This window comes from Pseudomonas sp. UBA5666, assembly GCF_002420785.1.
Lineage (GTDB): Bacteria > Pseudomonadota > Gammaproteobacteria > Pseudomonadales > Pseudomonadaceae > Aquipseudomonas > Aquipseudomonas fulva.
This window is the reverse complement of sequence record NZ_DIIQ01000002.1, coordinates 185,268-208,317: the sequence shown is the minus strand read 5'-3', so window position 1 is coordinate 208,317 and position 23,050 is coordinate 185,268. Positions and strand designations below refer to the sequence as shown.

Sequence of the window (23,050 nt, the reverse complement as noted above, 5' to 3'; positions counted from 1 at the left end):
CCAGTAACGGCAATGGGGGTGAGCCTTCAAATGGGATTCACTACCATCTGCGCCTCTCTATTCGATCGAGGAGCGCCTTCCATGTTGCCACGCAAGTCCCTACTGGCCGCCCTGGCCCTGAGCGTTGTCGGTGGTACCGTGCAGGCCGCTGACGAGGTCGTGGTCTACTCCTCGCGTATCGATGAGCTGATCAAGCCGGTGTTCGACGCCTACACGGCCGAGACCGGCGTCAAGGTCAAGTTCATCACCGACAAGGAAGCTCCCCTGATGCAGCGCATCAAGGCCGAGGGCGAGCACGGTGTGGCGGATCTTCTGCTCACCGTCGATGCAGGCAATCTGTGGCAGGCAGAGCAGATGGGCATCCTGCAGCCGATCCGATCCGACATCATCGAGCGCAACATCCCGCCTCAGTACCGTGCCTCGTCCCACGACTGGACCGGCCTGAGCCTGAGGGCGCGTACCATCATCTACTCCACCGAACGGGTCAAGCCGTCGGAGCTCAGCACCTATGAAGCCCTGGCAGACAAGCAGTGGGAAGGTCGGCTGTGCCTGCGCACGGCGAAGAAGGTGTACAACCAGTCCCTGACCGCCACCTTGATCGAAAGCCACGGCGAAGCGAAGGCCGAGCAGATCGTCAAGGGTTGGGTCAACAACCTCTCCACCGACGTGTTCTCGGATGACAACGCAGTGATCCAGGCCGTCGAGGCGGGTCAGTGCGACGTGGGTGTTGTGAATACTTACTACTACGGCCGGCTGCACAAGCAGAATCCTAACCTGCCGGTGAAGATTTTCTGGCCCAACCAGCAAGACCGTGGCGTGCACGTGAACCTCTCCGGCATCGGCCTGACCAAGCACGCGCCTCATCCTGAGGCCGCAACGAAACTGGTGGAATGGATGACCGGTGAACAGGCGCAGAAGTTGTTCGCCGACCTCAATCAGGAGTTCCCGGCCAACCCTCAGGTCAAGCCTTCGGACGAAGTCGCCGCGTGGGGCGACTTCAAGGCCGACAGCATTGCGGTGGAAGTGGCCGGCAAGCGACAGGCCCAAGCCATCCGCCTGATGGACCGTGCCGGCTGGAACTGAGCGCCACATCCCGCTCGAGAGGCCTGCAAAGGCCTCTTCGTGGGTCGAGCTGCGGCCCGTCATAGAGATCTAAAGTGCCCTACACCCACCGTCGTCGCTGGTACCTCCCCGTCACCCTGATCGCTGGCCTCGTGCTGCTGCCCCTGAGCGTGCTGCTGTTGTCGTGGCAGTCGATCGACCTGCAGATCTGGTCCCACCTGCTCGACACGCAGATGGGGCGCTTGCTGGGTAACACCGCCACCTTGGTGGTGGGGGTCGGTCTGGGCGTCTCCTTGCTCGGTGTCAGCCTGGCCTGGCTCACCAGCCTGTGCGAGTTTCCGGGCCGCCGCTGGCTGGATTGGGCGCTGATGTTGCCGTTCGCCATTCCGGCGTACGTCTTGGCCTTCGTCTTCGTAGGTTTGCTGGACTTCGCCGGCCCAGTGCAGAGTGCCCTGCGTGAGGCTTTCGGGCCCATGCGCCTGCCACGGGTGCGCTCCACCGGCGGCGTGATCACCGTGCTGGTGCTGGTCTTCTATCCCTATGTTTACCTGCTGGCACGCACAGCGTTCCTTGCCCAGGGCAAAGGGTTGATGGAGGCCGCCCGGGTATTGGGGCTCTCCCCCTGGCAGGCATTCTGGCGTGTGGCCCTACCCATGGCGCGGCCTGCCATTGGGGCGGGTATCGCCTTGGCCCTGATGGAAACCCTCGCTGACTTCGGCGCCGTGGCGGTCTTCAATTTCGACACGTTCACGACCGCCATCTACAAGACCTGGTATGGCTTCTTCAGCCTTTCCAGCGCTGCGCAATTAGCCAGTTTGCTGCTGCTGGCCGTCATGCTGGTGCTGTACGGTGAGCGCCGTGCGCGGGGCGCCAACCACAGCGCCAGTGAACGCCCCAGAGGCCAGGCGCTGTACCGACTGCAGGGTGGCAAGGCGCTGCTGGCCAGCGGCTGGTGCCTGTTGGTCTTCGCCTGCGCATTTGTCATCCCATTGCTGCAACTGCTGGTGTGGTTCTGGCAGCGCGGGCGCCATGATCTGGATGATCGCTACATCGGCCTGGTGCTCCACACCCTGTACCTGGGCGGCGTTGCAGCGCTGGTGACGGTCTGCGTGGCGCTGCTGCTGGCCTTCGCCCGTCGCCAGGCACCTACACCGGGTATCCGCATCGGCGTAGGGCTTGCCAACCTGGGCTATGCCTTGCCCGGCTCGGTACTGGCGGTGTCGATCATGCTGGCCTTCAGTTACCTGGACAGTCAGGTCGTCGCGCCGCTGTCCAGCTGGTTGGGAGGCGCTGGCAGGCCATTGCTGCTGGGCAGCCTTGCGGCGTTGCTGCTGGCCTATGTCATTCGCTTCATCGCCGTGGCATACGGCCCGCTGGAGAGCAGCCTGGATCGGATTCGTCCCTCGCTGCCGCAGGCATCACGCAGCCTGGGTGTGGGCGGGGTAGGGCTGTTCATCAAGGTGTACTTGCCGCTGCTGTTGCCAGGCGCACTGAGCGCGTCGTTGCTGGTGTTCGTCGATGTGCTGAAGGAAATGCCGGCAACCCTGCTGATGCGCCCATTTGGCTGGGATACGCTGGCGGTACGGGTGTTCGAGATGACCAGCGAGGGTGAATGGGCGCGGGCGTCGCTGCCAGCATTGACGCTGGTGGTGGTAGGGCTGCTGCCGGTCATTGGCCTGATCCGCCGCTCGGCGCGCAGGCCCGGCCATTCCTGCTAAGGGTGCCAGCATGCGCCCTTGCCGCTACAATGCGCGGCACTCGCGCAGCAGGCAATCAAAACAACGCTGTTCACACAGCTGAAGGCCATGAGCCCTCCACTGCTGCCGCTTCGCCACGCCCGGAAGGAGAAACCCATGGGACAGCGCACGCTTTTGTACGACCTGCATCTGGCGCTTGGCGCCAAGACGGTCGATTTCGGTGGCTGGGACATGCCGCTGCATTATGGCTCGCAGGTCGATGAGCACCACCAGGTGCGCAGTGACTGTGGGGTCTTCGACGTTTCCCACATGACCGTCATTGATATTCAGGGCGATGCGGCCACGGCCTGGTTGCAGCGGTTGCTGGCTAACGATGTCGCCCGGCTCGATCAGGTTGGCAAGGCACTTTACAGCCCCATGTTGCATGAGCAGGGCGGGGTGATCGACGACTTGATCGCCTACCGCACGGCGACGGGTTACCGCCTGGTCACCAACGCAGCTACCCGAGCCCGGGTGCTCGCGTGGCTGGACCAGCAGCGTGACGGGCTTGCCGTCGACGTTCAGGTTCGTCCGGACCTCGCCATTCTTGCCGTTCAGGGCCCGAACGCGCGCGAGAAGGTAGCTGCTTTGGTCAGTGCCTCGCGGGCCGCGCTGATACGCACGCTACGCCCCTTCGAAGGCGTGATGGACGGGGAGTGGTTCATCGCGCGCACCGGCTACACCGGCGAAGATGGCTTGGAGATGATCTTTCCGGGTGACCAGGCCGTGACCTTTTTCAACGACCTGGTCGGCGCCGGTATTGCACCCAGCGGCTTGGGGGCTCGCGACACGTTACGGCTCGAAGCCGGCATGCACCTTTACGGGCAGGACATCGACGAGCAGCACACGCCGTTGTCGTGCAACCTGGGCTGGAGCATCGCCTGGGAGCCGGCGAGCCGAAACTTCATCGGGCGCGCGGCATTGTTGGCGGAAATCGAGCGGGGCGTACAGGAAAAGCTCGTGGGTTTGGTACTGGAAGAGCGCGGTGTACTGCGTGCCCACCAGGTGGTCCGTGTGGCGGGGATTGGCGAAGGGGAGATCACCAGTGGTAGTTTCTCACCTACGCTGAGCAAGTCCATTGCCCTGGCACGCGTCCCCATGGCCACGGGCGACCGGGCCGAAGTGGAAATTCGTGGCAAATGGTACCCGGTGCGCGTGGTCAGGCCGACTTTCGTGCGCCATGGCAAGATTCTGATCTGATCCATCATCAAACGGCGGGCGTACCGCTGAGCCAATCGAGGAATTCAAGACATGAGCAATATCCCCGCCGAACTTCGTTTTGCCGAAAGCCATGAATGGGCCCGCCTGGAAACCGACGGTACCGTCACGGTAGGCATCAGTGACCATGCCCAGCAAGCGCTGGGTGACGTGGTGTTCGTCGAGCTGGCCGAGGTGGGCAAGGTGTTCACCGCAGGCGACGCGGCCGGTGTCGTGGAGTCGGTCAAGGCCGCTTCCGACATCTATGCCCCGGTCAGTGGCGAAGTGATCGCCGTCAACGAGGCATTGGCTGACAGCCCTGAGCAACTGAACGAGCAGCCCTACGACGCATGGATCTTCAAGCTCAAGCCGAGCAGCCAGGCTGATCTGGATAAACTGCTGGATGCGGCTGGCTACAAGGCCGTGATCGGCGAGTAAGCCGTCCGGCCATCACTGGCATGAGCACTCGCAGCCAGGGGGTGAAGACCTCCCGGCGCGAGCTTGCCAGCGATGGGGCCGGCGCTGTATCGATCAGTCGACTACTGCATGCTCGGCCAGAATGGCATTGGCCAGTTCCATGTCGGACGCGTGAAGGCCTGGATGTTCCGCACGCACCTGCTTGATTGCCGACTCCAGGAATGGCCCACGGATAGCGCCTTCACTGGCTACGAAGCTGCCGGCATCATCCTGCGCCGCCATCACCAACTTGTGGTCGCGCGAGGTCAGGTAGGTCGAGCCGGTGGTTGCCCCGGAAGAGATCACATTACGCCAGAAGGAATCGGCCATGGCCGAACCCACGGGCAGCGCGAGCAGGGCTGCGGCAGCGATGGCAGTGTTGAGACGCATGATGAGACACCTCGAAGGTGAGCGTTGAAGATGTGCGGTTGGATGCTCGCGGGCCTGCCAAGTTCCGGGGCTTGCCGCTTCTGATCAGCTGCATGTACGCAGGACTTCTTCTGCCAGGGTTCGCCCACACGCAACCTTGGCTTCGCCGCAGCGGAGCAGGTCCACAAGACCATCTGCCTGGGCTTGGCGTCGCAATTGCGCAAGGTCTGTATCAGGGCCGATCAGAGCCCGCAGGTTGTCGCTAGGCTCGAGTAATTCGAACAAACCTGTACGCCCGTGAAAGCCCGTGCCGCGGCACGTTCTGCAGCTGGCTGCCTCGCGCCCCTGGCACTGGCTGCACACCGTACGCACGAGCCGCTGAGCCATCACCGCGATCAACGTCGCTTTGATCAGGTAGTCAGCCACACCCAGTTCTTGCAGGCGGATAATTGCGGCACAGGCGTCGTTGGTGTGCAGGGTAGACAGCACCAGGTGCCCGGTAAGGGCGGCCTGCACGGCCACCCGTGCGGTATCGGGGTCTCGTATTTCGCCAATCATGATGATGTCCGGGTCCTGGCGCAGCATGGCGCGCACGCCGTTGGCAAAGCCCAGGTCCAGTGGCGGCTGCACCTGAAACTGGTTGAACGCGGGTTCGAGCCGTTCGATGGGGTCCTCGATGGTGCACAGGTTCACCTGCGGGGTGGCCAACAGCTTGAGACTGGCGTACAGCGTGCTGGTCTTGCCTGAGCCTGTGGGCCCTGTGACCAGGATGATGCCCTGGCGCCGTTGCAGCAGGCCTTGCCAATGGCTCAATTGCTGCCCCTGAAGGCCGAGCCGATCAAAGCTCTCGTGCAACTGCTGCGGGTCGAACAGGCGCAAAACCAGCTTCTCACCAAAGGCAGTGGGCAGGGTCGACAACCGGAGCTCCACCTCGTTACCGTTTGGCAGGCGGCTTTGCAGTCGGCCATCCTGAGGCCTGCGTTTTTCCGCGACGTCCATGCGCCCAAGGTGCTTCAGGCGGCTGATCAGGGCCACCATGACTGCGCCGGGGAACACGTAGACGGTGTGCAACAGGCCATCGATGCGATAGCGCAAGTGCCCTTGGTCGCGGCGTGGCTCCAGATGGATGTCGCTGGCGCGCTGGTCGATCGCGTAGTGCAGCAGCCAGTCGACGATATGCACGATGTGCGCGTCATCCGCACTGGCCTGCAGGTGGCGTTTGCCCAGCTCCAGCCACTGCTCGAGCTCGCTAAAGCGGTTCGATTGCTGATGATGCGCGCCCTTCACCGACTGGGCCAGGCGCTGGAAGGGTTCACCGGCCTGACGCAGTTGCACAGGGCTTGCGAGCACCCGCCGTACGGTTCGTCCAAGGCTCAGGGCAAGATCGGCCTGCCAGCAGCACTGATAGGGCTGTGCGCTGGCCACGGTGACGCTCGCGGCGTCAGCCTCCACGATGAGAATGCCGTGGTTTTGCGCAAAGGCCGGCGACACCAGCTCAGCCACCTGCTGCAGGTCGATTTGCAGCGGATCGATACGCAGATAGGGCAGACCCGCCTTGGCAGCCAGCCATTGGCAAAGCCGATCCAGGTCCAGTATCTGCCCCGGGTGGAGGCGGTCGACAAGGTTGCAGGCGGCCACCTGCTCCAGCGGATGATCAGCGGGGTGATCGACGGCCTGCTCAAGGACACGCACGCTATCGCTGGCATGCAGGCGCTGATCGATAAGCAGGGCTTCGAGCACCCGGTGCAGGTCGAGTGCCAGGGTATCTGGGTTATGCATGAGGCGTCCGTGCCTGATCAAGAAGACCTGATCAAGGCTAGCTCAGCCTTCGCTCAAGCCGGATCGGAAGGGTTTCAGGGTTTTGCCTGAGGGTGACGCTTGCTCCGCGCCTCAATGCGTTGGCAGGCGCCGTTAGGCGTGCACTACTGACAGCTCCACACGGTGTTGCGGGGCCATGTGCACATCGGCCACACACACCATGTTGCGCAGTTTCTGAGCAATCACCTCGGCGCGATGCCAGCTCAATCCGCCAATGCCGATGTCGATGGTCAACCAGTCATCCTGTTGAGTGACCTGCATGCTGTGCGGTGTGAGCATTTGCAAGGCGAACTGATTGAGTATCCGGCACAAGCTGTCGGGCTCGGCTTCGGCCTGCAAGCGATACAGCACGGTGGTGTGGGCATTGTTGTTGGCCCATACATCGGCACGCGGCAGTGAGTTCATGCGTTATCCTCGTTGAATGCAGAAAGTTTTGCATGCCTAGGCCGGAATTTTTTCGCTAAGATTCGACCTAATGAGTCTTTTTTTGCATAGCTATTATCGATGCGGGTCGATCTGGAGAATTGTTCATGCACAGCGCACTGGATGCTTACGACCGTCGTATCCTTGAGTTGCTACAAGAAGACGCTTCGCTGTCCAGCGCCCAGATCGCCGAACGCATTGGCTTGTCCCAATCGCCGTGCTGGCGACGGATTCAACGGCTCAAAGAGGAGGGGGTGATTCGCGGGCAGGTCACCTTGCTGGACCGCAAGAAGATCGGGCTGAACACCCAAATATTCGCCGAAGTAAAATTGAATGCCCACGGCCGTTCGAACTTCACCGAGTTCACGGAGGCGATTCGCGGGTTTTCGGAAGTACTGGAGTGCTACGTGTTGATGGGCTCGGTGGACTTCCTGCTGCGTATCGTCACCCCGGACATCGAGGCGTACGAGCGGTTCTTCTTCGAAAAGCTCTCGAACGTGCCCGGCATTCAGGAGGTGAACTCGATCGTGGCCCTCTCAGAGATCAAGTCCACCACCAGCCTGCCGCTATCGGGCTAAGGGCATCACGCTTTGAGCAGATGTTTCCAACCACGGCTCTGATCGACGGCACGTGCCTGCTCGATGCGGGCTTCGAGTACCTCATCGCTGATCGGTTGCTCAGCCAGTTCGTGCAACTTCTTCATGTCGCCGTACAGGCGGTCCATTTGTGGTGCGTCCAGCACATGGCGGGCATGGTGCAGCCAGGCCATCAATTGCTCGATGCGCGGCAGTTGCTCTGCCAGGTCCTCGGGGCGCTGGGTGTACAGCGACAACTTCAGGGCGCGGCCTTCCTCGGCAATCAGGTGTGCAAGCCAGCTTGCCAGAAGCGCCTTGCCCTGGCGCTCGCCACGGCCCTTGCGTTCGGCAGTCCAGGCACGCGACAACAGCCAACGTGAGGTTTCCAGGGAGAACTGGCCCCAGCGAGGATCATCCAGCTCTTCTGCGAACTGCTCGGGCGCGGCGCGGCGGATGTCTTCGTCATCGTTGCCGGCTTGCACCAGTGGACGCCAGTCTTCGAGCAGGGCATCCAGGCGCGCGCGCAGGTCACGGGTAGCCGCGCGGGGGGCGGCCTGGCCCAGGCTGGCGGTGATTGCGCGCAGCTCGATGAGGTTCTGCACCCAGTCCTGCAGCGACCGCCAGTGGCCGCTGTGGCGGTATTGCTCGGCCAGGCGCTGGCTGTTGCCCAGCAGTTGCCAGGCCAACGCAGCATAGGCGTCGTCCAAGGCCATGTCCGCTTCGAGGTCGGCGACGCTCAGGTCCAGCTCGAAACGCTCTGGCTCCAGCAGACGATAGCCGCGCTCGGCCTTGCTGATATCGCAGGGCATCAGCGCAACGCTTGTGGTCAGCTCGGCAGCCAGTTCCAGCAGCGCCGCCGGCTCACCTTCACGCAGCTCCAGTTCCAACTCGCATATCGCTTCCTTGCGCTTGCCGGCAATTACGAAGCCTTGGTCCAGCGCAGCCTCGATCACCACCTTGGCCTTGCCACGGCCCCAAGCGATTTCGGCATATTCGCGGGTGAAATCGGTGGTGAACAACGGTTTGATGGTCTTCTTGTCCAGGTCGGCCAGTTGCGCCGGCCAGCAGCTGTCATCCAGCTTCTTGAGGTCCAGCTTGACCTTGTCCAGTTGCCATTCGTGCTCGTTGCGCTCGGACAGGCCAGCCACACTGGTTCCGCGGCACTTGAGGGTCTGGATGACGGTATCGCCGTCACGGCGCAGGCGCAGGGCAACGCGTGCCTCGGCCAGCGCGCGCTCAGGCGTGTCGAAATACTGGTTCAGCAGTTCGCGGGTCTGCCAGCCAGACTTGTTGCGCTTTTTCAGCAGCGGGTGCTCGCGCAAGGCGGCGAGGGTCTCGGGGCTGGCGCGCAGCTTGAGTTCGGTTTCTTTGGGCATCACAGGCTCGAAAGGGGGCGTGGTCGATGCAGAGTCTACAGCAGTAGGCCGTCAACGGTTTATTCCAGACGGCGGATGGTCCTATGATGGGCAATGCTTCCGAGGAGTAAACGCATGCCGTTGCCGACGCTGAAAGACCAATTTGCCGCCTTGATCGCCGCGCCTTCGGTCAGTTGCACCCAGGCCTCGCTTGACCAGTCCAACCGTCAGGTCATCGACCTGTTGGCTACTTGGCTGGGCGATCTGGGCTTCACCTGCGACATTCAGCAGGTGACCCCCGGCAAGTTCAACCTGCTGGCCAGCCGCGGCAGCGGCCCGGGCGGCCTGGTGCTGGCCGGCCACAGCGACACCGTGCCCTATGACGAGCAGCTCTGGAGCAGCGACCCTTTGAAGCTGACCGAAGTCGAGGGTCGCTGGGTGGGGCTTGGTAGTTGCGACATGAAGGGCTTTTTCGCATTGGTGATCGAAGCCGTCATTCCGTTGCTGCAGCACGACTTCAAGCAGCCGCTGCTGATTCTGGCCACCTGCGACGAGGAAAGCTCGATGTCTGGCGCCCGTGCCCTGGCCGATGCTGGCCAGCCCCTGGGTCGCGCGGCGATCATCGGCGAGCCGACCGGGCTGCGGCCGATCCGCATGCACAAGGGCATTCTCATGGATCGTATCGACATCCTGGGGCGCAGTGGTCATTCCTCGGACCCAAGCCTGGGCCGTAGCGCCATGGACGCCATGCATGCGGTCATGGGCGAACTGATGGGCCTGCGCCAGCAATGGCAGAAGGCCTATAACAACCCGCAGTTCACGGTGCCGGCACCCACCATGAACTTCGGTTGCATTCACGGTGGCGACAACCCCAACCGGATCTGCGGTCAGTGCGCCCTGGAGTTCGACCTGCGCCCATTGCCGGGCATGGACGTGGAGCAGTTGCGCGCTGCCATCCGTGCAAAACTGGTTCCGGTGGCCGAGCGCCATGACGTGCGTATCGACTACGCGCCGCTGTTCCCCGAAGTGCCGCCGTTCGAACAGGCGGCCGACAGTGAACTCGTCCAGGTGGCAGAACGGCTCACCGGCCACCGTGCCGAAGCGGTGGCATTCGGCACCGAAGCACCTTATCTTCAGCAGCTTGGCTGCCAGACCATCGTGCTCGGCCCTGGTGACATCGCCTGCGCACACCAGCCTGGCGAATACCTGGACATGTCACGTATCGAGCCGACCGTGCGTCTATTGCGTGACTTGATCGGGCACTATTGTCTGCATTAAACGTCCACCCCATTCATTCGTTTCTGCCTAGAGGAGACCGCGCGTGACCGCAAGCCTGTTCCGACGATGATCCTGAACGCCCCTGTAACGCCGTTCTCCGTCCACTTATCCACAGGCCCTGTCATGCACGATTACGTCAACTGGCTACGCCACGCTTCTCCTTACATCAACGCCCACCGCGACTGCACCTTCGTGGTGATGCTTCCCGGCGATGGGGTCGAACACCCTAACTTCGGCAACATCGTCCACGACCTGGTGCTGCTGCACAGCCTTGGGGTACGCCTGGTCCTGGTGCACGGCTCTCGTCCGCAGATCGAGAGCCGCCTGGCTGAACGTGGCCTGGCAGCGCATTACCACCACGGCCTGCGTATCACCGATGCCGCTACCCTGGATTGCGTCATCGACGCGGTCGGCGCGTTGCGCCTGGCCATCGAAGCGCGGTTGTCGATGGACATCGCCGCCTCGCCCATGCAGGGCTCGCGCCTGCGGGTGGCCTCCGGCAACCTGGTCACCGCGCGGCCGATCGGCGTGCTCGAAGGCGTGGATTTTCATCACACCGGCGAAGTGCGTCGGGTAGACCGCAAGGGCATCAGCCGCCTGCTCGACGAACGCTCCATCGTGTTGCTCTCGCCGCTGGGCTATTCGCCAACCGGCGAGATCTTCAACCTCGCCTGCGAAGACGTGGCCACCCGTGCGGCCATCGAACTGGGTGCAGAGAAGTTGGTGTTGTTCGGTGCAGCACCTGGTCTGTTGGATGAGCATGGCCGCCTGGTGCGCGAACTGCGCCCACAACAGGTTGCGCCGCACTTGCAGCGCCTGGGCAGTGATTACCAGGCCGAGCTGCTCGATGCCGCTGCCGAGGCGTGCAAAGGCGGCGTGGCACGCAGTCACATCGTCAGCTATGCCGAGGACGGCGCGCTGCTGACCGAACTGTTCACCCGGGGCGGTGGCGGTACGCTGGTGTCCCAGGAGCAGTTCGAGATCGTGCGAGAGGCCACCATCGAAGACGTCGGCGGCCTGCTCGACCTGATCAGCCCGCTGGAAGAACAGGGCATCCTGGTGCGCCGTTCACGGGAAGTGCTGGAGCGGGAAATCGAGCAGTTCAGTGTGGTGGAGCGCGAAGGCATGATCATCGCGTGCGCAGCGCTGTATCCGATTGCAGAGTCCGATGCTGGCGAGCTGGCATGCCTGGCGGTGAATCCGGAATACCGCCATGGCGGGCGCGGGGACGAGCTGCTGGCGCGTATCGAAAGCCGGGCACGGGAGATGGGGTTGAGCACCCTGTTCGTGCTCACTACACGCACGGCGCACTGGTTCCGCGAACGCGGCTTCTCGCCCAGTGGTGTCGAGCGGCTGCCGGCGGCACGGGCTTCGCTGTACAACTTCCAGCGCAATTCGAAAATCTTCGAAAAGCCGTTGGGGTGAGGCGTTCTGCGCCTGTGCGCCTGAAATGAAAACGCCGCCTTCAAGGGCGGCGTTCTGGTTTACACGGTGTGCAGATACCAGTTGTACTCGAGGTCGGATATCGAATGTTCGAACTCCTCCAGCTCGCTTTCCTTGCACGCGACGAAGATGTCGATGTACTTCGGATCGATGTACTTGTTCAGGATTTCGCTGTCATCCAACTCGCGCAGCGCATCACGCAGGTTGTTCGGCAGGCTCTGTTCCAGCTGCTCGTACGAGTTGCCTTCGATAGGCTCGCCCGGCTCGACCTTGTTGGTCAGGCCATGGTGAACGCCTGCCAACACGGCCGCCATCATCAGGTACGGGTTGGCGTCAGCACCCGCCACGCGGTGCTCCAGGCGCACGGCATCCGGGGATCCGGTCGGTACGCGCAACGCCACGGTGCGGTTGTCCAGGCCCCAGCTTGGCGCATTGGGCACATAGAACTGCGCGCCAAAGCGGCGATAGGAGTTGACGTTCGGGCACAGGAACGCCATGGACGCGGGCAGGGTCTCGAGCACACCGCCGACAGCATGACGTAGCGCGGCGTTCTGCTCGGGATCCTCGCTGGTGAAGATGTTGTTGCCATCTTTGTCCAGCACGGAAATGTGTACATGCAGACCATTGCCTGCCTGCCCTGGGTAGGGCTTGGCCATGAAGGTGGTGTCCATTTCATGGTCGTAGGCGATGTTCTTGATCAGGCGCTTGAGCAGCACGGCGTAGTCGCACGCCTTGAGCGGGTCTGGCACATGGTGCAGGTTGACTTCGAACTGAGCCGGGGCGCTTTCCTTGACGATGGCGTCGGCAGGGATGCCCTGTTCCTTGGCCCCTTCGAGGATGTCTTGCAGGCAGTCGGCATACTCGTCCAGGTCATCGATCAGGTAGACCTGGGTCGATTGCGGACGCTTGCCGGAAATGGGCGAGCGCGGCGGCTGTGGGCGGCCGTTCACGTTCTCCTGGTCAATCAGGTAGAACTCCAGCTCGAAGGCGGCGCAGATGGTCAGGCCCATGTCGTCGAACTTGCTCACCACCTGGCGCAGTACTTCACGCGGGTCGGCGAAGAAAGGTTCGCCCTCGAGCTCGTGCATGGTCATCAGCAACTGGGCAGTCGGGCGCTTTTGCCACGGCTCGTTGGAGAGGGTGTCGGGGATCGGATAGCAGATGCGGTCTGCATCGCCGATGTCCAGGCCCAGCCCGGTGCTTTCGACGGTGGAGCCATTGATATCCAGTGCAAACAGGGAGGCCGGCAGGTTGATGCCTTTCTCGTAAACCTTGTGGAGGCTGGTGCGCTCTATGCGCTTGCCACGCACCACACCATTCATATCTGCAATCAGAAGGTCAACGTAGAGAACCTCAGGATGTTCCTTAAGGAACGCGTTCGCTTCGTTAAGCTGAACGGCACGCGGGGGTACCGACATGATGCAACACCTTTGTTGTTAAAAATATCAATCAAGGGGGGCTTGCAGGACCAGTCAATCGAAAAGCCATACTGATGTCAAGCCAACCCCATGATGCCCTGAAATGGCACGTCTACGGCAGATTTGCTGCATATCGGGGCACGGCATTATCCGCTATTTCTCTGGAAAAGCGCTATCGCGAGCACTGCGTCGTTTATTTTTTACGCAGGTGTTGTGTAAAAAAATGAACGGCGCTAAGCTCCGATTCAACCCAAAACAGAATAATACGAGGGTCTCATGGTCCGCCTGCCGCGACCTAGAAGCGCTGCCAATGCAGTGCAATCAGGCTGTTCAGTCACGTTAGCCTGGCCTGCCAATCCCATGGCGGCAGTGCTCGCAATAATTGACGTCTGGCATGCTCGGCCCCGCCTTCATGGCACCTCATCTCCACGCTTCGCTTCTTTCTGCCATTACGAATCACTTAGGACACACGTCATTTCAGTGTATCCACCGTCCGCCTGCGCGGGGGTTTTGCTTTAGCCATCCACTGCATCCAGAATCAAGTCGCGGACCACCTTACCTCCTGAGGTATTTATGAGTAACAACCTCGACCAGCTCACCGATTGGTTGAAAGAGCACAAGATCACCGAAGTCGAATGCCTGATCAGCGACTTGACCGGCATCACGCGCGGCAAGATTTCGCCTACCAACAAGTTCATCGCCGAGAAAGGCATGCGCCTGCCCGAGAGCGTGTTGCTGCAGACCGTGACCGGCGACTATGTCGACGATGACATCTATTACGAGCTGCTGGACCCTGCAGACATCGACATGATCTGCCGGCCCGATGAGAATGCCGTGTTCCTGGTGCCATGGGCCATCGAGCCGACCGCGCAGGTCATCCACGATACCTATGACAAAAAGGGCAACCCCGTAGAGCTGTCGCCGCGCAACGTGCTCAAGAAGGTGCTCAAGCTTTACGCCGACAAGGGCTGGCAGCCCATCGTCGCGCCCGAGATGGAGTTCTACCTGACCAAACGCAGCGAAGACCCTGACTTCCCGCTGCAACCGCCAGTGGGCCGTTCGGGCCGGCCTGAAACCGGGCGCCAGTCCTTCTCCATCGAAGCTGCGAACGAATTCGACCCGCTGTTCGAGGATGTCTATGACTGGTGCGAATTGCAGCAGTTGGACCTCGACACGCTGATCCACGAAGACGGCACGGCGCAGATGGAAATCAACTTCCGTCACGGCGATGCCCTGCACCTGGCCGACCAGATCCTGGTGTTCAAGCGCACCATGCGTGAGGCGGCGCTCAAGCACAACGTGGCAGCCACCTTCATGGCCAAGCCCATGACCGGCGAGCCTGGCAGTGCGATGCACCTGCACCAGAGCGTGGTCGATGTGACCACCGGGAAGAACATCTTCAGCAATGAAGACGGCAGCATGAGCACGCTGTTCCTGAACCACATCGGCGGTTTGCAGAAATTCATTCCCGAAGCGTTGCCGCTGTTTGCGCCCAACGTGAACTCGTTCCGCCGCTTCCTGCCGGATACCTCGGCGCCAGTGAACGTCGAGTGGGGCGAGGAAAACCGTACGGTAGGCCTGCGCGTCCCAGACGCCGGCCCGCAAAGCCGCCGGGTGGAAAACCGCCTGCCGGGTGCGGATGCCAACCCGTATCTGGCCATCGCCGCGAGCCTGCTGTGTGGCTACATCGGCATGGTCGAAGGTATCGAGGCCAGCGCACCGGTCCAGGGCCGGGGTTACGAGCGTCGCAACCTGCGCCTGCCGCTGACCATCGAAGACGCCCTGGAACGCATGGAAATCAGCCGCGCCCTGGAGCAATACCTGGGCAAGAAATTCATCGCCGGCTACGTGGCCACCAAGCGTGCCGAGCACGAGAACTTCAAGCGCGTCATCAGTTCCTGGGAGCGTGAATTCCTGCTGTTCGCAGTTTGATCAACCTCGGCCCCGCAGACGCGCGGCCTTCCGTCAACGGAGAACCACATGAGCCTGAACAACCCGCAAACCCGTGAATGGCAAGCCCTCAGTGGCGAGCATCACCTCGCGCCTTTCAGCGACTACAAGCAGCTGAAGGACAAGGGGCCGCGCATCATCACCAAGGCGCAAGGCGTGCATTTGTGGGACAGCGAGGGGCACAAGATTCTCGACGGCATGGCTGGCCTGTGGTGCGTGGCCGTGGGGTATGGACGGGAGGAGCTGGTTCAGGCGGCAGAGCGGCAGATGCGTGAGCTGCCCTACTACAACCTGTTCTTCCAGACCGCCCATCCTCCGGCGCTGGAGTTGGCCAAGGCGATCACCCAAGTGGCGCCCGAGGGCATGAGCCATGTGTTCTTCACCAGTTCAGGCTCCGAGGGCAACGACACCGTGCTGCGCATGGTTCGCCATTACTGGGCACTCAAGGGCAAGCCGAGCAAGCAGACCCTGATCGGTCGGGTCAACGGCTATCACGGCTCCACCGTGGCCGGTGCCAGCCTGGGCGGCATGAGTGGCATGCACGAGCAAGGCGGCTTGCCCATCCCGGGCGTGGTGCATATCCCTCAGCCGTACTGGTATGGCGAGGGCGGTGACATGACACCGGAGGCGTTCGGGGTCTGGGCTGCGGAGCAACTGGAAAAGAAAATTCTCGAAGTCGGCGAGGACAACGTCGCCGCGTTCATCGCCGAGCCTATCCAGGGCGCCGGTGGCGTGATCATCCCGCCAGACACCTACTGGCCGAAGATCAAGGAAATCCTGGCCCGGTACGACATCCTCTTTGTGGCCGACGAAGTCATTTGCGGTTTCGGACGAACAGGGCAGTGGTTCGGCTCGGATTTCTATGACCTCAGGCCCGACCTGATGACCATCGCCAAGGGCCTTACCTCCGGTTACATCCCCATGGGCGGTGTGATCGTGCGTGACAAGGTTGCCAAGGTGCTTAGCGAAGGCGGGGATTTCAATCACGGCTTCACCTATTCCGGGCATCCGGTGGCTGCCGCGGTAGGCCTGGAAAACCTGCGCATCCTGCGCGACGAACAGATCGTCGAGAAAGCGCGCACCGAAGCGGCACCGTATTTGCAAAAGCGTTTGCGTGAGTTGCAGGACCACCCGCTGGTGGGCGAGGTGCGCGGTGTTGGCCTGCTCGGCGCGATCGAGCTGGTGAAGGACAAGGCGACACGCAGCCGTTTCGAGGGCAAAGGTGCTGGCATGATCTGCCGTAATTTCTGCTTCGACAATGGCCTGATCATGCGGGCCGTCGGCGACACGATGATCATCGCGCCACCTCTGGTCATCAGCCCGGCGCAGATCGACGAGCTGGTGGAAAAGGCACGCAAATGCCTGGACCTGACACTCGAGGCGATTCGCTGACAGCTAGCGATGTGACATTAAGTCGTTACAAGGGCCAGGTTTCCTTGAAACCGGGCCTTGTAACTTGCCAGACTAGCGGCTGCTTCAGTCGCCCACACGCGTGTACTGCGGGACCCGGCTTCTGAACGGATGGCTAATCGAACACTCTGGAGCATGACGCATGAAGAATATGGGCAAGACGTTGTTGGCCGCTGCGCTGATGGGCGCAGTGGTCGGGGCTGTACAGGCTGAAGACAAGGTACTGAACGTCTACAACTGGTCGGACTACATTGCTCCGGACACCATCGCCAAGTTCGAGAAAGAGTCGGGCATCAAGGTCAAGTACGACGTGTTCGACAGCAACGAAACCCTGGAGGCCAAGTTGCTGGCCGGTAAGTCGGGCTATGACATCGTGGTGCCTTCCAACAACTTCCTGGCCAAGCAGATCAAGGCGGGCGTCTACCAGGAACTCGATCGCACCCAGCTGCCCAACTGGAAGAACCTCGACGAGGATCTGCTCAAGGCCGTGGGCGATGCCAGCGACCCGGAAAACAAGCATGCCTTCCCCTACATGTGGGGCTCGATCGGCATCGGCTACAACCCCGAGAAGGTCAAGGCCGCGCTGGGCGTGGACAAGATCGATTCCTGGGACGTGGTCTTCAAGCCAGAGAACATCGCCAAGCTCAAGAGCTGTGGCGTGAGCTTCCTTGATGCCCCAACCGAAATGTTGCCAGCGGCCCTGCATTACCTGGGCCTGCCGACCAACAGCACCAAGAAGGAAGACCTCAAGGCTGCCGAAGACCTGTTCCTCAAGATCCGTCCGTCGATCACCTATTTCCACTCCTCCAAGTACATTGGCGACCTGGCCAACGGCAACATCTGCCTGGCTGTCGGCTACTCGGGTGACCTGGAGCAGTCCAAGACCCGCGCCCACGAAGCGGGGGACAAGGTCAAGCTGGACTACGTGATCCCGAAAGAAGGCGCCGGCACCTTCTATGACATGGTTGCCATGCCCAAGGATGCCGAGCACAAGGAAGCGGCCTACAAGTTCATGGACTTCCTGATGCAGCCGCAAGTCATGGCCGAAATCACCAATGCCGTGCGCTTCCCCAACGGCAACAAGGCCGCGACCGCCTTTGTGGACAAGGACATCACCAGCGACCCAAGCATCTATCCGTCCGCTGAAGTGAAAAAGAATCTGTACGCCATTGCCGCCCCTGAAGCAGCAGTGCAACGGGTAATTACCCGCAGCTGGACCAAGATCAAATCGGGCAAATAAGCCTGATGTAGCATTTTCGGACCGGGTATTCCCGGTCCGAAACCAGTGAAAGGCAATTGAGCATTGCGGCATCGAAGCTGCGAAGGTAAGTTGCGCGCCGGTTTTGCGTGTGCGGCAGCATTGTCGCTATCCAGACACTGATTGTGAGGACCACCCACTTGTCCAATTCTGTATTACGCAAGGCCGTGATGGCTGCAGCGAGCCTGACGCTGGCATGCAGCGTCCAAGCGGCGCCTACGGTGCATTTCTACAACTGGTCCGACTATATCGGCCCAGACACGCTCGCAGGCTTCGAGAAAGCCACGGGCATCAAGCCGGTGCAGGATGTCTTCGATTCCAACGAAACCCTGGAAGGCAAGCTGCTGGCCGGCAGGACCGGCTACGACGTGGTCGTGCCCTCCAACCATTTTCTGGGCAAGCAGATCAAGGCGGGCGCTTTCCAAAAGCTCGACAAGGCACTGCTGCCCAATTACGCGAACCTTGAACCTGCGTTGATGAAGCGCCTGGAGAAGAACGACCCGGGTAACCTGTATGCCGTGCCTTACCTGTGGGGCACCAATGGCATCGGGTACAACGTCGACAAGGTCAAAGAGGCGCTTGGCGTCGATACCATCGACTCCTGGGCGGTGCTGTTCGAACCCGAGAACATGAAGAAGCTGTCCAAGTGCGGCGTGGCGTTCCTCGACTCGGCGGACGAAATGCTTCCGGCCGTCCTCAACTACATGGGCCTGGATCCCAACAGCACCAACCCCAAGGATTACGCCAAGGCCGAGCAGAAGCTGCTGGCGGTACGCCCCTACGTGACGTATTTCCATTCGTCCAAGTACATCACCGATCTTGCCAACGGCAACATCTGTGTCGCGGCAGGTTTCTCGGGTGATGTGTTCCAGGCCAAGGCCCGCGCCGAAGAGGCGAAGAAGGGTGTGAACCTGGCTTATGCCATTCCCAAAGAAGGCGGCAACCTCTGGTTCGACGTGCTGGCGATTCCCAAGGACGCCAAAAACGTGGAGCAGGCGCATGCCTTGATCAACTATTTGCTGAAACCTGAGGTTATCGCCCAGGTCAGTGATTACGTCGGTTATGCCAACCCTAACTCGAAGGCTGGCGACCTGATGGACCAGGCCGTGAGGACTGACGCTGCGGTTTATCCACCGCAGGATGTGCTGGACAAGATGTTCGTGAACTCAGAGCTGCCGCCCAAAGTGCAGCGCCTGATGACCCGCAGCTGGACCAAGGTCAAGTCGGGCAAGTAATCCACCTCACCCGCGCGGCCTGCCTGGCAGGCCGCGCGGGCACAAAAAACTTGTTGGGAGTTTCACTCATGGCAGTTGCCTCCGGCGCCTATAAGAAAGCCCTCGAGGGTGGCCAGCAACCCAAGCAGGTGCTGGTCAAGATCGACCGGGTCACGAAAAAATTCGACGAAACGGTAGCGGTGGACGATGTGTCCCTGGAAATCCGCAAGGGCGAAATCTTCGCCTTGCTTGGGGGTTCCGGCTCCGGTAAGTCGACCTTGCTGCGCATGCTGGCAGGCTTCGAACGCCCCACCGAAGGACGCATCTTCCTGGACGGCGTGGACATTACCGACATGCCGCCCTACGAGCGGCCGATCAACATGATGTTCCAGTCCTACGCCCTGTTCCCGCACATGACCGTGGCGCAGAACATCGCCTTCGGCCTGCAGCAGGACCGCTTGCCCAAGGCCGAGGTCGACGCCCGCGTGGCCGAGATGCTCAAGCTGGTGCACATGACTCAGTACGCCAAACGCAAGCCGCACCAGCTCTCCGGTGGCCAGCGCCAGCGCGTGGCCTTGGCTCGTTCCCTGGCCAAGCGGCCTAAGCTGTTGCTGCTGGACGAGCCGATGGGTGCCCTGGACAAGAAGCTGCGTTCGCAGATGCAGCTGGAGCTGGTGGAAATCATCGAGCGCGTCGGCGTGACCTGCGTGATGGTGACCCACGACCAGGAAGAAGCCATGACCATGGCCCAGCGCATTGCCATCATGCACCTGGGCTGGATCGCTCAGATCGGCTCGCCGGTAGACATTTACGAAACCCCGACCAGCCGCCTGGTCTGCGAATTCATCGGCAACGTCAACCTGTTCGATGCCGAGGTGATCGACGATGCCGAAGGCCACGCCCTGATCGCCTCGCCTGAACTTGAGCGCAAGATCTACGTCGGGCACGGTGTCTCCACCTCCGTGGAGGACAAGCACATCACCTATGCACTGCGCCCGGAAAAGATGCTGGTCACCACTGTCCAGCCTGATTTCCAGTACAACTGGTCGCGCGGCAAGATCCATGACATCGCCTACCTGGGCGGGCATTCGGTATTCTACGTGAAGCTACCCAGTGGCAAGGTGGTGCAGTCGTTCGTCGCCAACGCCGAACGCCAAGGCGCGCGCCCTACGTGGGACGATGAAGTCTTCGTATGGTGGGAAGACGACAGCGGCGTGGTACTGCGGTCATGAAGCTGCGCAAGCTCAAGCGAGCGTTCCGGCGCATCACCCCTGAAGGGCGGCACCTGGTGATCGGTGTTCCTTTCGTGTGGCTGTTCCTGTTCTTCATGCTGCCGTTCTTCATCGTCCTGAAGATCAGCTTCGCCGAAGCCGACGTGGCGATCCCGCCGTACACCGAGATCTACAGCTACGTCGAGGACAAGATCCAGTTGGTGCTCAACCTGGCCAACTACGGTTTGCTGACCGAGGACGAACTGTATATCTCGGCCTACCTCGGTTCGCTGAAGATGGCGTTCATCAGCACGCTGCTCTGCCTGCTGATCGGCTACCCGATGGCCTATGCCATCGCCAACGCCAAGAAGGAAACCCAGACCGTCCTGCTGCTGCTGATCATGATGCCGACCTGGACCGCGATCCTGATCCGCGTGTATGCCTGGATGGGCATTCTGAGCAACAACGGTTTGCTCAATGGCTTTTTGATGTGGACCGGGCTGATCGACCAGCCGCTGCAGATACTCAACACCAACCTGGCGGTGTACATCGGCGTGGTCTATTCCTACCTGCCGTTCATGATCCTGCCCTTGTTCGCCAACCTGGTGAAGCATGACCCAAGCCTGCTCGAAGCGGCATCCGACCTGGGGTCGAGCACCTTCAACAGCTTCTGGAAAATCACCGTGCCGCTGTCAAAAAACGGCATCATCGCCGGTTGCATGCTGGTGTTCATCCCCGTGGTGGGCGAGTTCGTGATCCCCGAACTGCTCGGCGGACCGGAAACCCTGATGATCGGTAAAGTGTTGTGGCAGGAATTCTTCAACAACCGTGACTGGCCGGTGGCCTCGGCGCTTGCGGTGGTGATGCTGGCGATCCTGATCGTGCCCATTTTGCTGTTCAACCGCAGCCAGGCCAAGGAAATGGAGGGCAGGGCATGAAGCGCTTCGGTTTTTCCAAGCTGATGCTGGTGTTCGGCTTGCTGTTCATCTACTTGCCGATGGTGATTCTGGTCATCTACTCGTTCAACGCCTCCAAGTTGGTGACGGTGTGGGGCGGGTGGTCGGTCAAATGGTATGTCGGCTTGCTGGACAACACTCAGCTGATCGGTTCGGTGATGCGCTCGCTGGAAATCGCTTGCTACACGGCGGTAGCGGCTGTCGCGTTGGGCACCATGGCGGCTTTCGTACTCACCAGGGTCACCCGGTTCCGCGGGCGTACCTTGTTCGGTGGCTTGGTCACCGCACCGTTGGTCATGCCTGAAGTCATCACGGGTCTGTCGCTGCTGCTGCTGTTCGTGGCCATGGCGCAATTGATCGGTTGGCCGCAGGAGCGTGGCGTTGTCACCATCTGGATTGCCCACACCACCTTCTGCGCGGCCTATGTGGCCGTCGTCGTGTCGGCCCGGCTGCGTGAGCTGGACCTGTCGATCGAAGAGGCGGCCATGGACCTGGGGGCCAAGCCTTGGAAGGTGTTCTTCCTGATCACCATCCCCATGATTGCGCCTTCGCTGGCGGCAGGTGGCATGATGTCGTTCGCCTTGTCGCTCGATGACCTGGTATTGGCCAGCTTCGTGTCCGGGCCAGGCTCGACCACGTTGCCGATGGAAGTGTTCTCGGCGGTACGCCTGGGCGTGAAACCTGAGATCAACGCCGTGGCCAGCCTGATTCTGCTGTCCGTCTCGTTGGTGACATTCTTCGTCTGGTACTTCAGTCGCCGTGCCGAAGAGCGTCGCCGCAAGGCCATACAGCAGGCGATTGAAGAAGGTGCGGCGGCCAATGCGTCGCAGCCTCAGGTACGGCGCCCGGCGCCGGTAGCGCCGATCTGATCGAGGTATGGCTGCTCGTTACGCTTTTGGAGCGAGCAGCTGTTCCACACTTGCGCTTGCGCCGTGCGGAGAACTGAATGTGGCCGCATAAACGTATCGTTTGTGACGAATTGCTACGGCGAGGTCACTAGACACTTAAGCGCCGAACTCTATTCATAATTCGCTGTGGCTCGATATGTGGGGGGAGGCTGTTCCTGTGCGACAAGCTTCCTCCAGTTGAGTCCTGGTTGGGATAAAGATCCAAATAGCTGGGAAGCTCGTCCAGACCTGGCGCTTGAAGGTTTAAACTCGAATAGCTGGGAGGCGGGGCCGGAACTACCGGTTGCGTTGTTAAATGCGAGCCACCAAATCTTCTATTCGTATGGACACTTGGAGGTACCAAGGTCACATCCGCTGATGAAAAGCTCTGTACAGGGTCATGCACGTTTCGTCGGTCGCTGCCTCCCACTGTAGTCGAGAACCGTTCTCCATATGACGAGTCGGCTCTGAGCGTACTCATATATTTTTCCCGGACGAATAAAGCGGCGACAAGCGATGACCCACCAATATAAACGCCGATCGCCACTCCGATAAGGTTATCGTCATTTTTCGAAGCACCGACGACAGCAAGGGCTGTGCCTGCTGTTAAGGACGCAGCGGCTGTGATCCAGCTTGCATACTTGATCAGGCTTCTCACCGCGAAGTGGCCTGATGGATCACTTTGATTGACAGGGTCACCCAGGCAGTAGGCATACGCATTGAGCATCCCCTGTCCAAAAGGGCTCAGGTTGTCAGGGGCGCCAAACCGCATGAGTGCCGGTCTATACAGTCGATAGCCGTTGCCCAGTGGATACCCATCCAATAGTGCATCCAGTCGCTCACCGTGATACGCCCATGGCGTGTCCGGTTCATTCAAACGGGCCCTTTGGCCGTAAGGCGTGTAGGAAAAGCGAGCCAGGCAGTTGGTGTGGGGCTCGGCCATTACGGTGTTGCCCCTGTCTACCGCGCTTACTGAAGGCGTCCGCTTATCGCCTGCAAGATGGCCTAGAAAGCGTGCCTGACCTCGGAACACC

Annotated in this window: 20 protein-coding genes; 14 read left to right on the top strand and 6 right to left on the bottom strand. The window is 61.0% G+C overall.

Annotated elements, in window-relative coordinates:
* Positions 1–81: 81 nt before the first annotated feature.
* The 4 genes from B2Y33_RS01160 to gcvH all read left to right on the top strand — a co-directional run bounded on the left by B2Y33_RS01160 (position 82) and on the right by gcvH (position 4,433).
* Positions 82–1,083: an extracellular solute-binding protein gene (locus tag B2Y33_RS01160; RefSeq protein WP_028686754.1), complete on the top strand. Its 1,002-nt coding sequence runs from the start codon at positions 82–84 to the stop codon at positions 1,081–1,083.
* Between the two features lie 74 nt (positions 1,084–1,157).
* Positions 1,158–2,780, top strand: coding sequence for an ABC transporter permease (locus tag B2Y33_RS01155; protein WP_027913428.1), 1,623 nt, complete (start codon positions 1,158–1,160; stop codon positions 2,778–2,780).
* Positions 2,781–2,915: 135 nt separating this feature from the next.
* Entirely contained in the window at positions 2,916–3,998 is a 1,083-nt protein-coding gene (gene gcvT, locus B2Y33_RS01150) for a glycine cleavage system aminomethyltransferase GcvT (RefSeq protein WP_104926625.1), read from the top strand.
* Between the two features lie 51 nt (positions 3,999–4,049).
* Complete coding sequence (gene gcvH / locus B2Y33_RS01145; protein ID WP_028686751.1) at positions 4,050–4,433, top strand: glycine cleavage system protein GcvH; 384 nt, start codon at positions 4,050–4,052, stop codon at positions 4,431–4,433.
* A 93-nt stretch (positions 4,434–4,526) separates the two neighbouring features.
* Here the strand turns inward: gcvH and B2Y33_RS01140 are convergent, their stop codons facing one another.
* From B2Y33_RS01140 to B2Y33_RS01130, 3 genes are all read right to left on the bottom strand, one after another.
* Positions 4,527–4,841, bottom strand: coding sequence for a DUF2388 domain-containing protein (locus tag B2Y33_RS01140; RefSeq protein WP_028686750.1), 315 nt, complete (start codon positions 4,839–4,841; stop codon positions 4,527–4,529).
* 84 nt (positions 4,842–4,925) lie between these two features.
* Complete coding sequence (locus B2Y33_RS01135) at positions 4,926–6,599, bottom strand: GspE/PulE family protein (RefSeq protein WP_206405102.1); 1,674 nt, start codon at positions 6,597–6,599, stop codon at positions 4,926–4,928.
* Positions 6,600–6,731: 132 nt separating this feature from the next.
* Positions 6,732–7,043: a hypothetical protein gene (locus B2Y33_RS01130; protein ID WP_027913433.1), complete on the bottom strand. Its 312-nt coding sequence runs from the start codon at positions 7,041–7,043 to the stop codon at positions 6,732–6,734.
* Positions 7,044–7,168: 125 nt separating this feature from the next.
* Here B2Y33_RS01130 and B2Y33_RS01125 point away from each other — a divergent pair, with 125 nt between their 5' ends.
* Positions 7,169–7,639 (top strand): Lrp/AsnC family transcriptional regulator, encoded by a 471-nt coding sequence (locus B2Y33_RS01125; RefSeq protein ID WP_027913434.1) that lies wholly within the window; start codon positions 7,169–7,171, stop codon positions 7,637–7,639.
* A gap of 5 nt (positions 7,640–7,644) precedes the next feature.
* Here B2Y33_RS01125 and B2Y33_RS01120 read toward each other — a convergent pair whose 3' ends face one another.
* Positions 7,645–9,012 (bottom strand): CYTH domain-containing protein, encoded by a 1,368-nt coding sequence (locus B2Y33_RS01120; RefSeq protein WP_059183544.1) that lies wholly within the window; start codon positions 9,010–9,012, stop codon positions 7,645–7,647.
* A gap of 114 nt (positions 9,013–9,126) precedes the next feature.
* Here B2Y33_RS01120 and argE point away from each other — a divergent pair, with 114 nt between their 5' ends.
* Together argE and argA are read left to right on the top strand one after the other, a co-directional pair.
* A complete protein-coding gene (gene argE, locus B2Y33_RS01115; RefSeq protein WP_028686748.1) occupies positions 9,127–10,269 on the top strand; it encodes an acetylornithine deacetylase in 1,143 nt (380 codons plus the stop codon).
* 123 nt (positions 10,270–10,392) lie between these two features.
* On the top strand, positions 10,393–11,694 hold the full coding sequence (gene argA, locus B2Y33_RS01110; protein ID WP_027913437.1) for an amino-acid N-acetyltransferase: 1,302 nt from the start codon (positions 10,393–10,395) through the stop codon (positions 11,692–11,694).
* Between the two features lie 59 nt (positions 11,695–11,753).
* Here the strand turns inward: argA and B2Y33_RS01105 are convergent, their stop codons facing one another.
* On the bottom strand, positions 11,754–13,130 hold the full coding sequence (locus B2Y33_RS01105) for a glutamine synthetase family protein (RefSeq protein WP_023532636.1): 1,377 nt from the start codon (positions 13,128–13,130) through the stop codon (positions 11,754–11,756).
* 573 nt (positions 13,131–13,703) lie between these two features.
* Here B2Y33_RS01105 and B2Y33_RS01100 point away from each other — a divergent pair.
* The 7 genes from B2Y33_RS01100 (at position 13,704) to B2Y33_RS01070 (ending at position 21,998) form a co-directional block, all read left to right on the top strand.
* Positions 13,704–15,062: a glutamine synthetase family protein gene (locus B2Y33_RS01100; protein ID WP_023532328.1), complete on the top strand. Its 1,359-nt coding sequence runs from the start codon at positions 13,704–13,706 to the stop codon at positions 15,060–15,062.
* Between the two features lie 48 nt (positions 15,063–15,110).
* The gene (locus B2Y33_RS01095) at positions 15,111–16,472 is read left to right on the top strand and encodes an aspartate aminotransferase family protein (protein WP_049695307.1); all 1,362 of its coding nucleotides are present in this window, start codon (positions 15,111–15,113) and stop codon (positions 16,470–16,472) included.
* 160 nt (positions 16,473–16,632) lie between these two features.
* Positions 16,633–17,730 carry a polyamine ABC transporter substrate-binding protein gene (locus B2Y33_RS01090; RefSeq protein WP_027913439.1) on the top strand — a complete coding sequence of 366 codons (1,098 nt, stop codon included), beginning with the start codon at positions 16,633–16,635 and terminating at the stop codon, positions 17,728–17,730.
* A 158-nt stretch (positions 17,731–17,888) separates the two neighbouring features.
* The gene (locus tag B2Y33_RS01085) at positions 17,889–18,983 is read left to right on the top strand and encodes a polyamine ABC transporter substrate-binding protein (protein ID WP_027913440.1); all 1,095 of its coding nucleotides are present in this window, start codon (positions 17,889–17,891) and stop codon (positions 18,981–18,983) included.
* 68 nt (positions 18,984–19,051) lie between these two features.
* Positions 19,052–20,194: a polyamine ABC transporter ATP-binding protein gene (gene potA / locus B2Y33_RS01080; protein ID WP_027913441.1), complete on the top strand. Its 1,143-nt coding sequence runs from the start codon at positions 19,052–19,054 to the stop codon at positions 20,192–20,194.
* Positions 20,191–21,111 carry an ABC transporter permease subunit gene (locus tag B2Y33_RS01075; RefSeq protein WP_027913442.1) on the top strand — a complete coding sequence of 307 codons (921 nt, stop codon included), beginning with the start codon at positions 20,191–20,193 and terminating at the stop codon, positions 21,109–21,111. The genes potA and B2Y33_RS01075 overlap by 4 nt, the downstream gene beginning before the upstream one ends.
* Positions 21,108–21,998, top strand: a complete 891-nt coding sequence (locus B2Y33_RS01070; RefSeq protein ID WP_023532426.1) for an ABC transporter permease subunit — start codon at positions 21,108–21,110, stop codon at positions 21,996–21,998. Before B2Y33_RS01075 ends, B2Y33_RS01070 begins: the two co-directional genes overlap by 4 nt.
* 127 nt (positions 21,999–22,125) lie before the next feature.
* On the opposite strand, the gene B2Y33_RS01065 is transcribed toward B2Y33_RS01070, so the two are convergent.
* Positions 22,126–22,959, bottom strand: coding sequence for an RHS repeat-associated core domain-containing protein (locus B2Y33_RS01065; protein WP_166741474.1), 834 nt, complete (start codon positions 22,957–22,959; stop codon positions 22,126–22,128).
* Between the last annotated feature and the right edge of the window lie 91 nt (positions 22,960–23,050).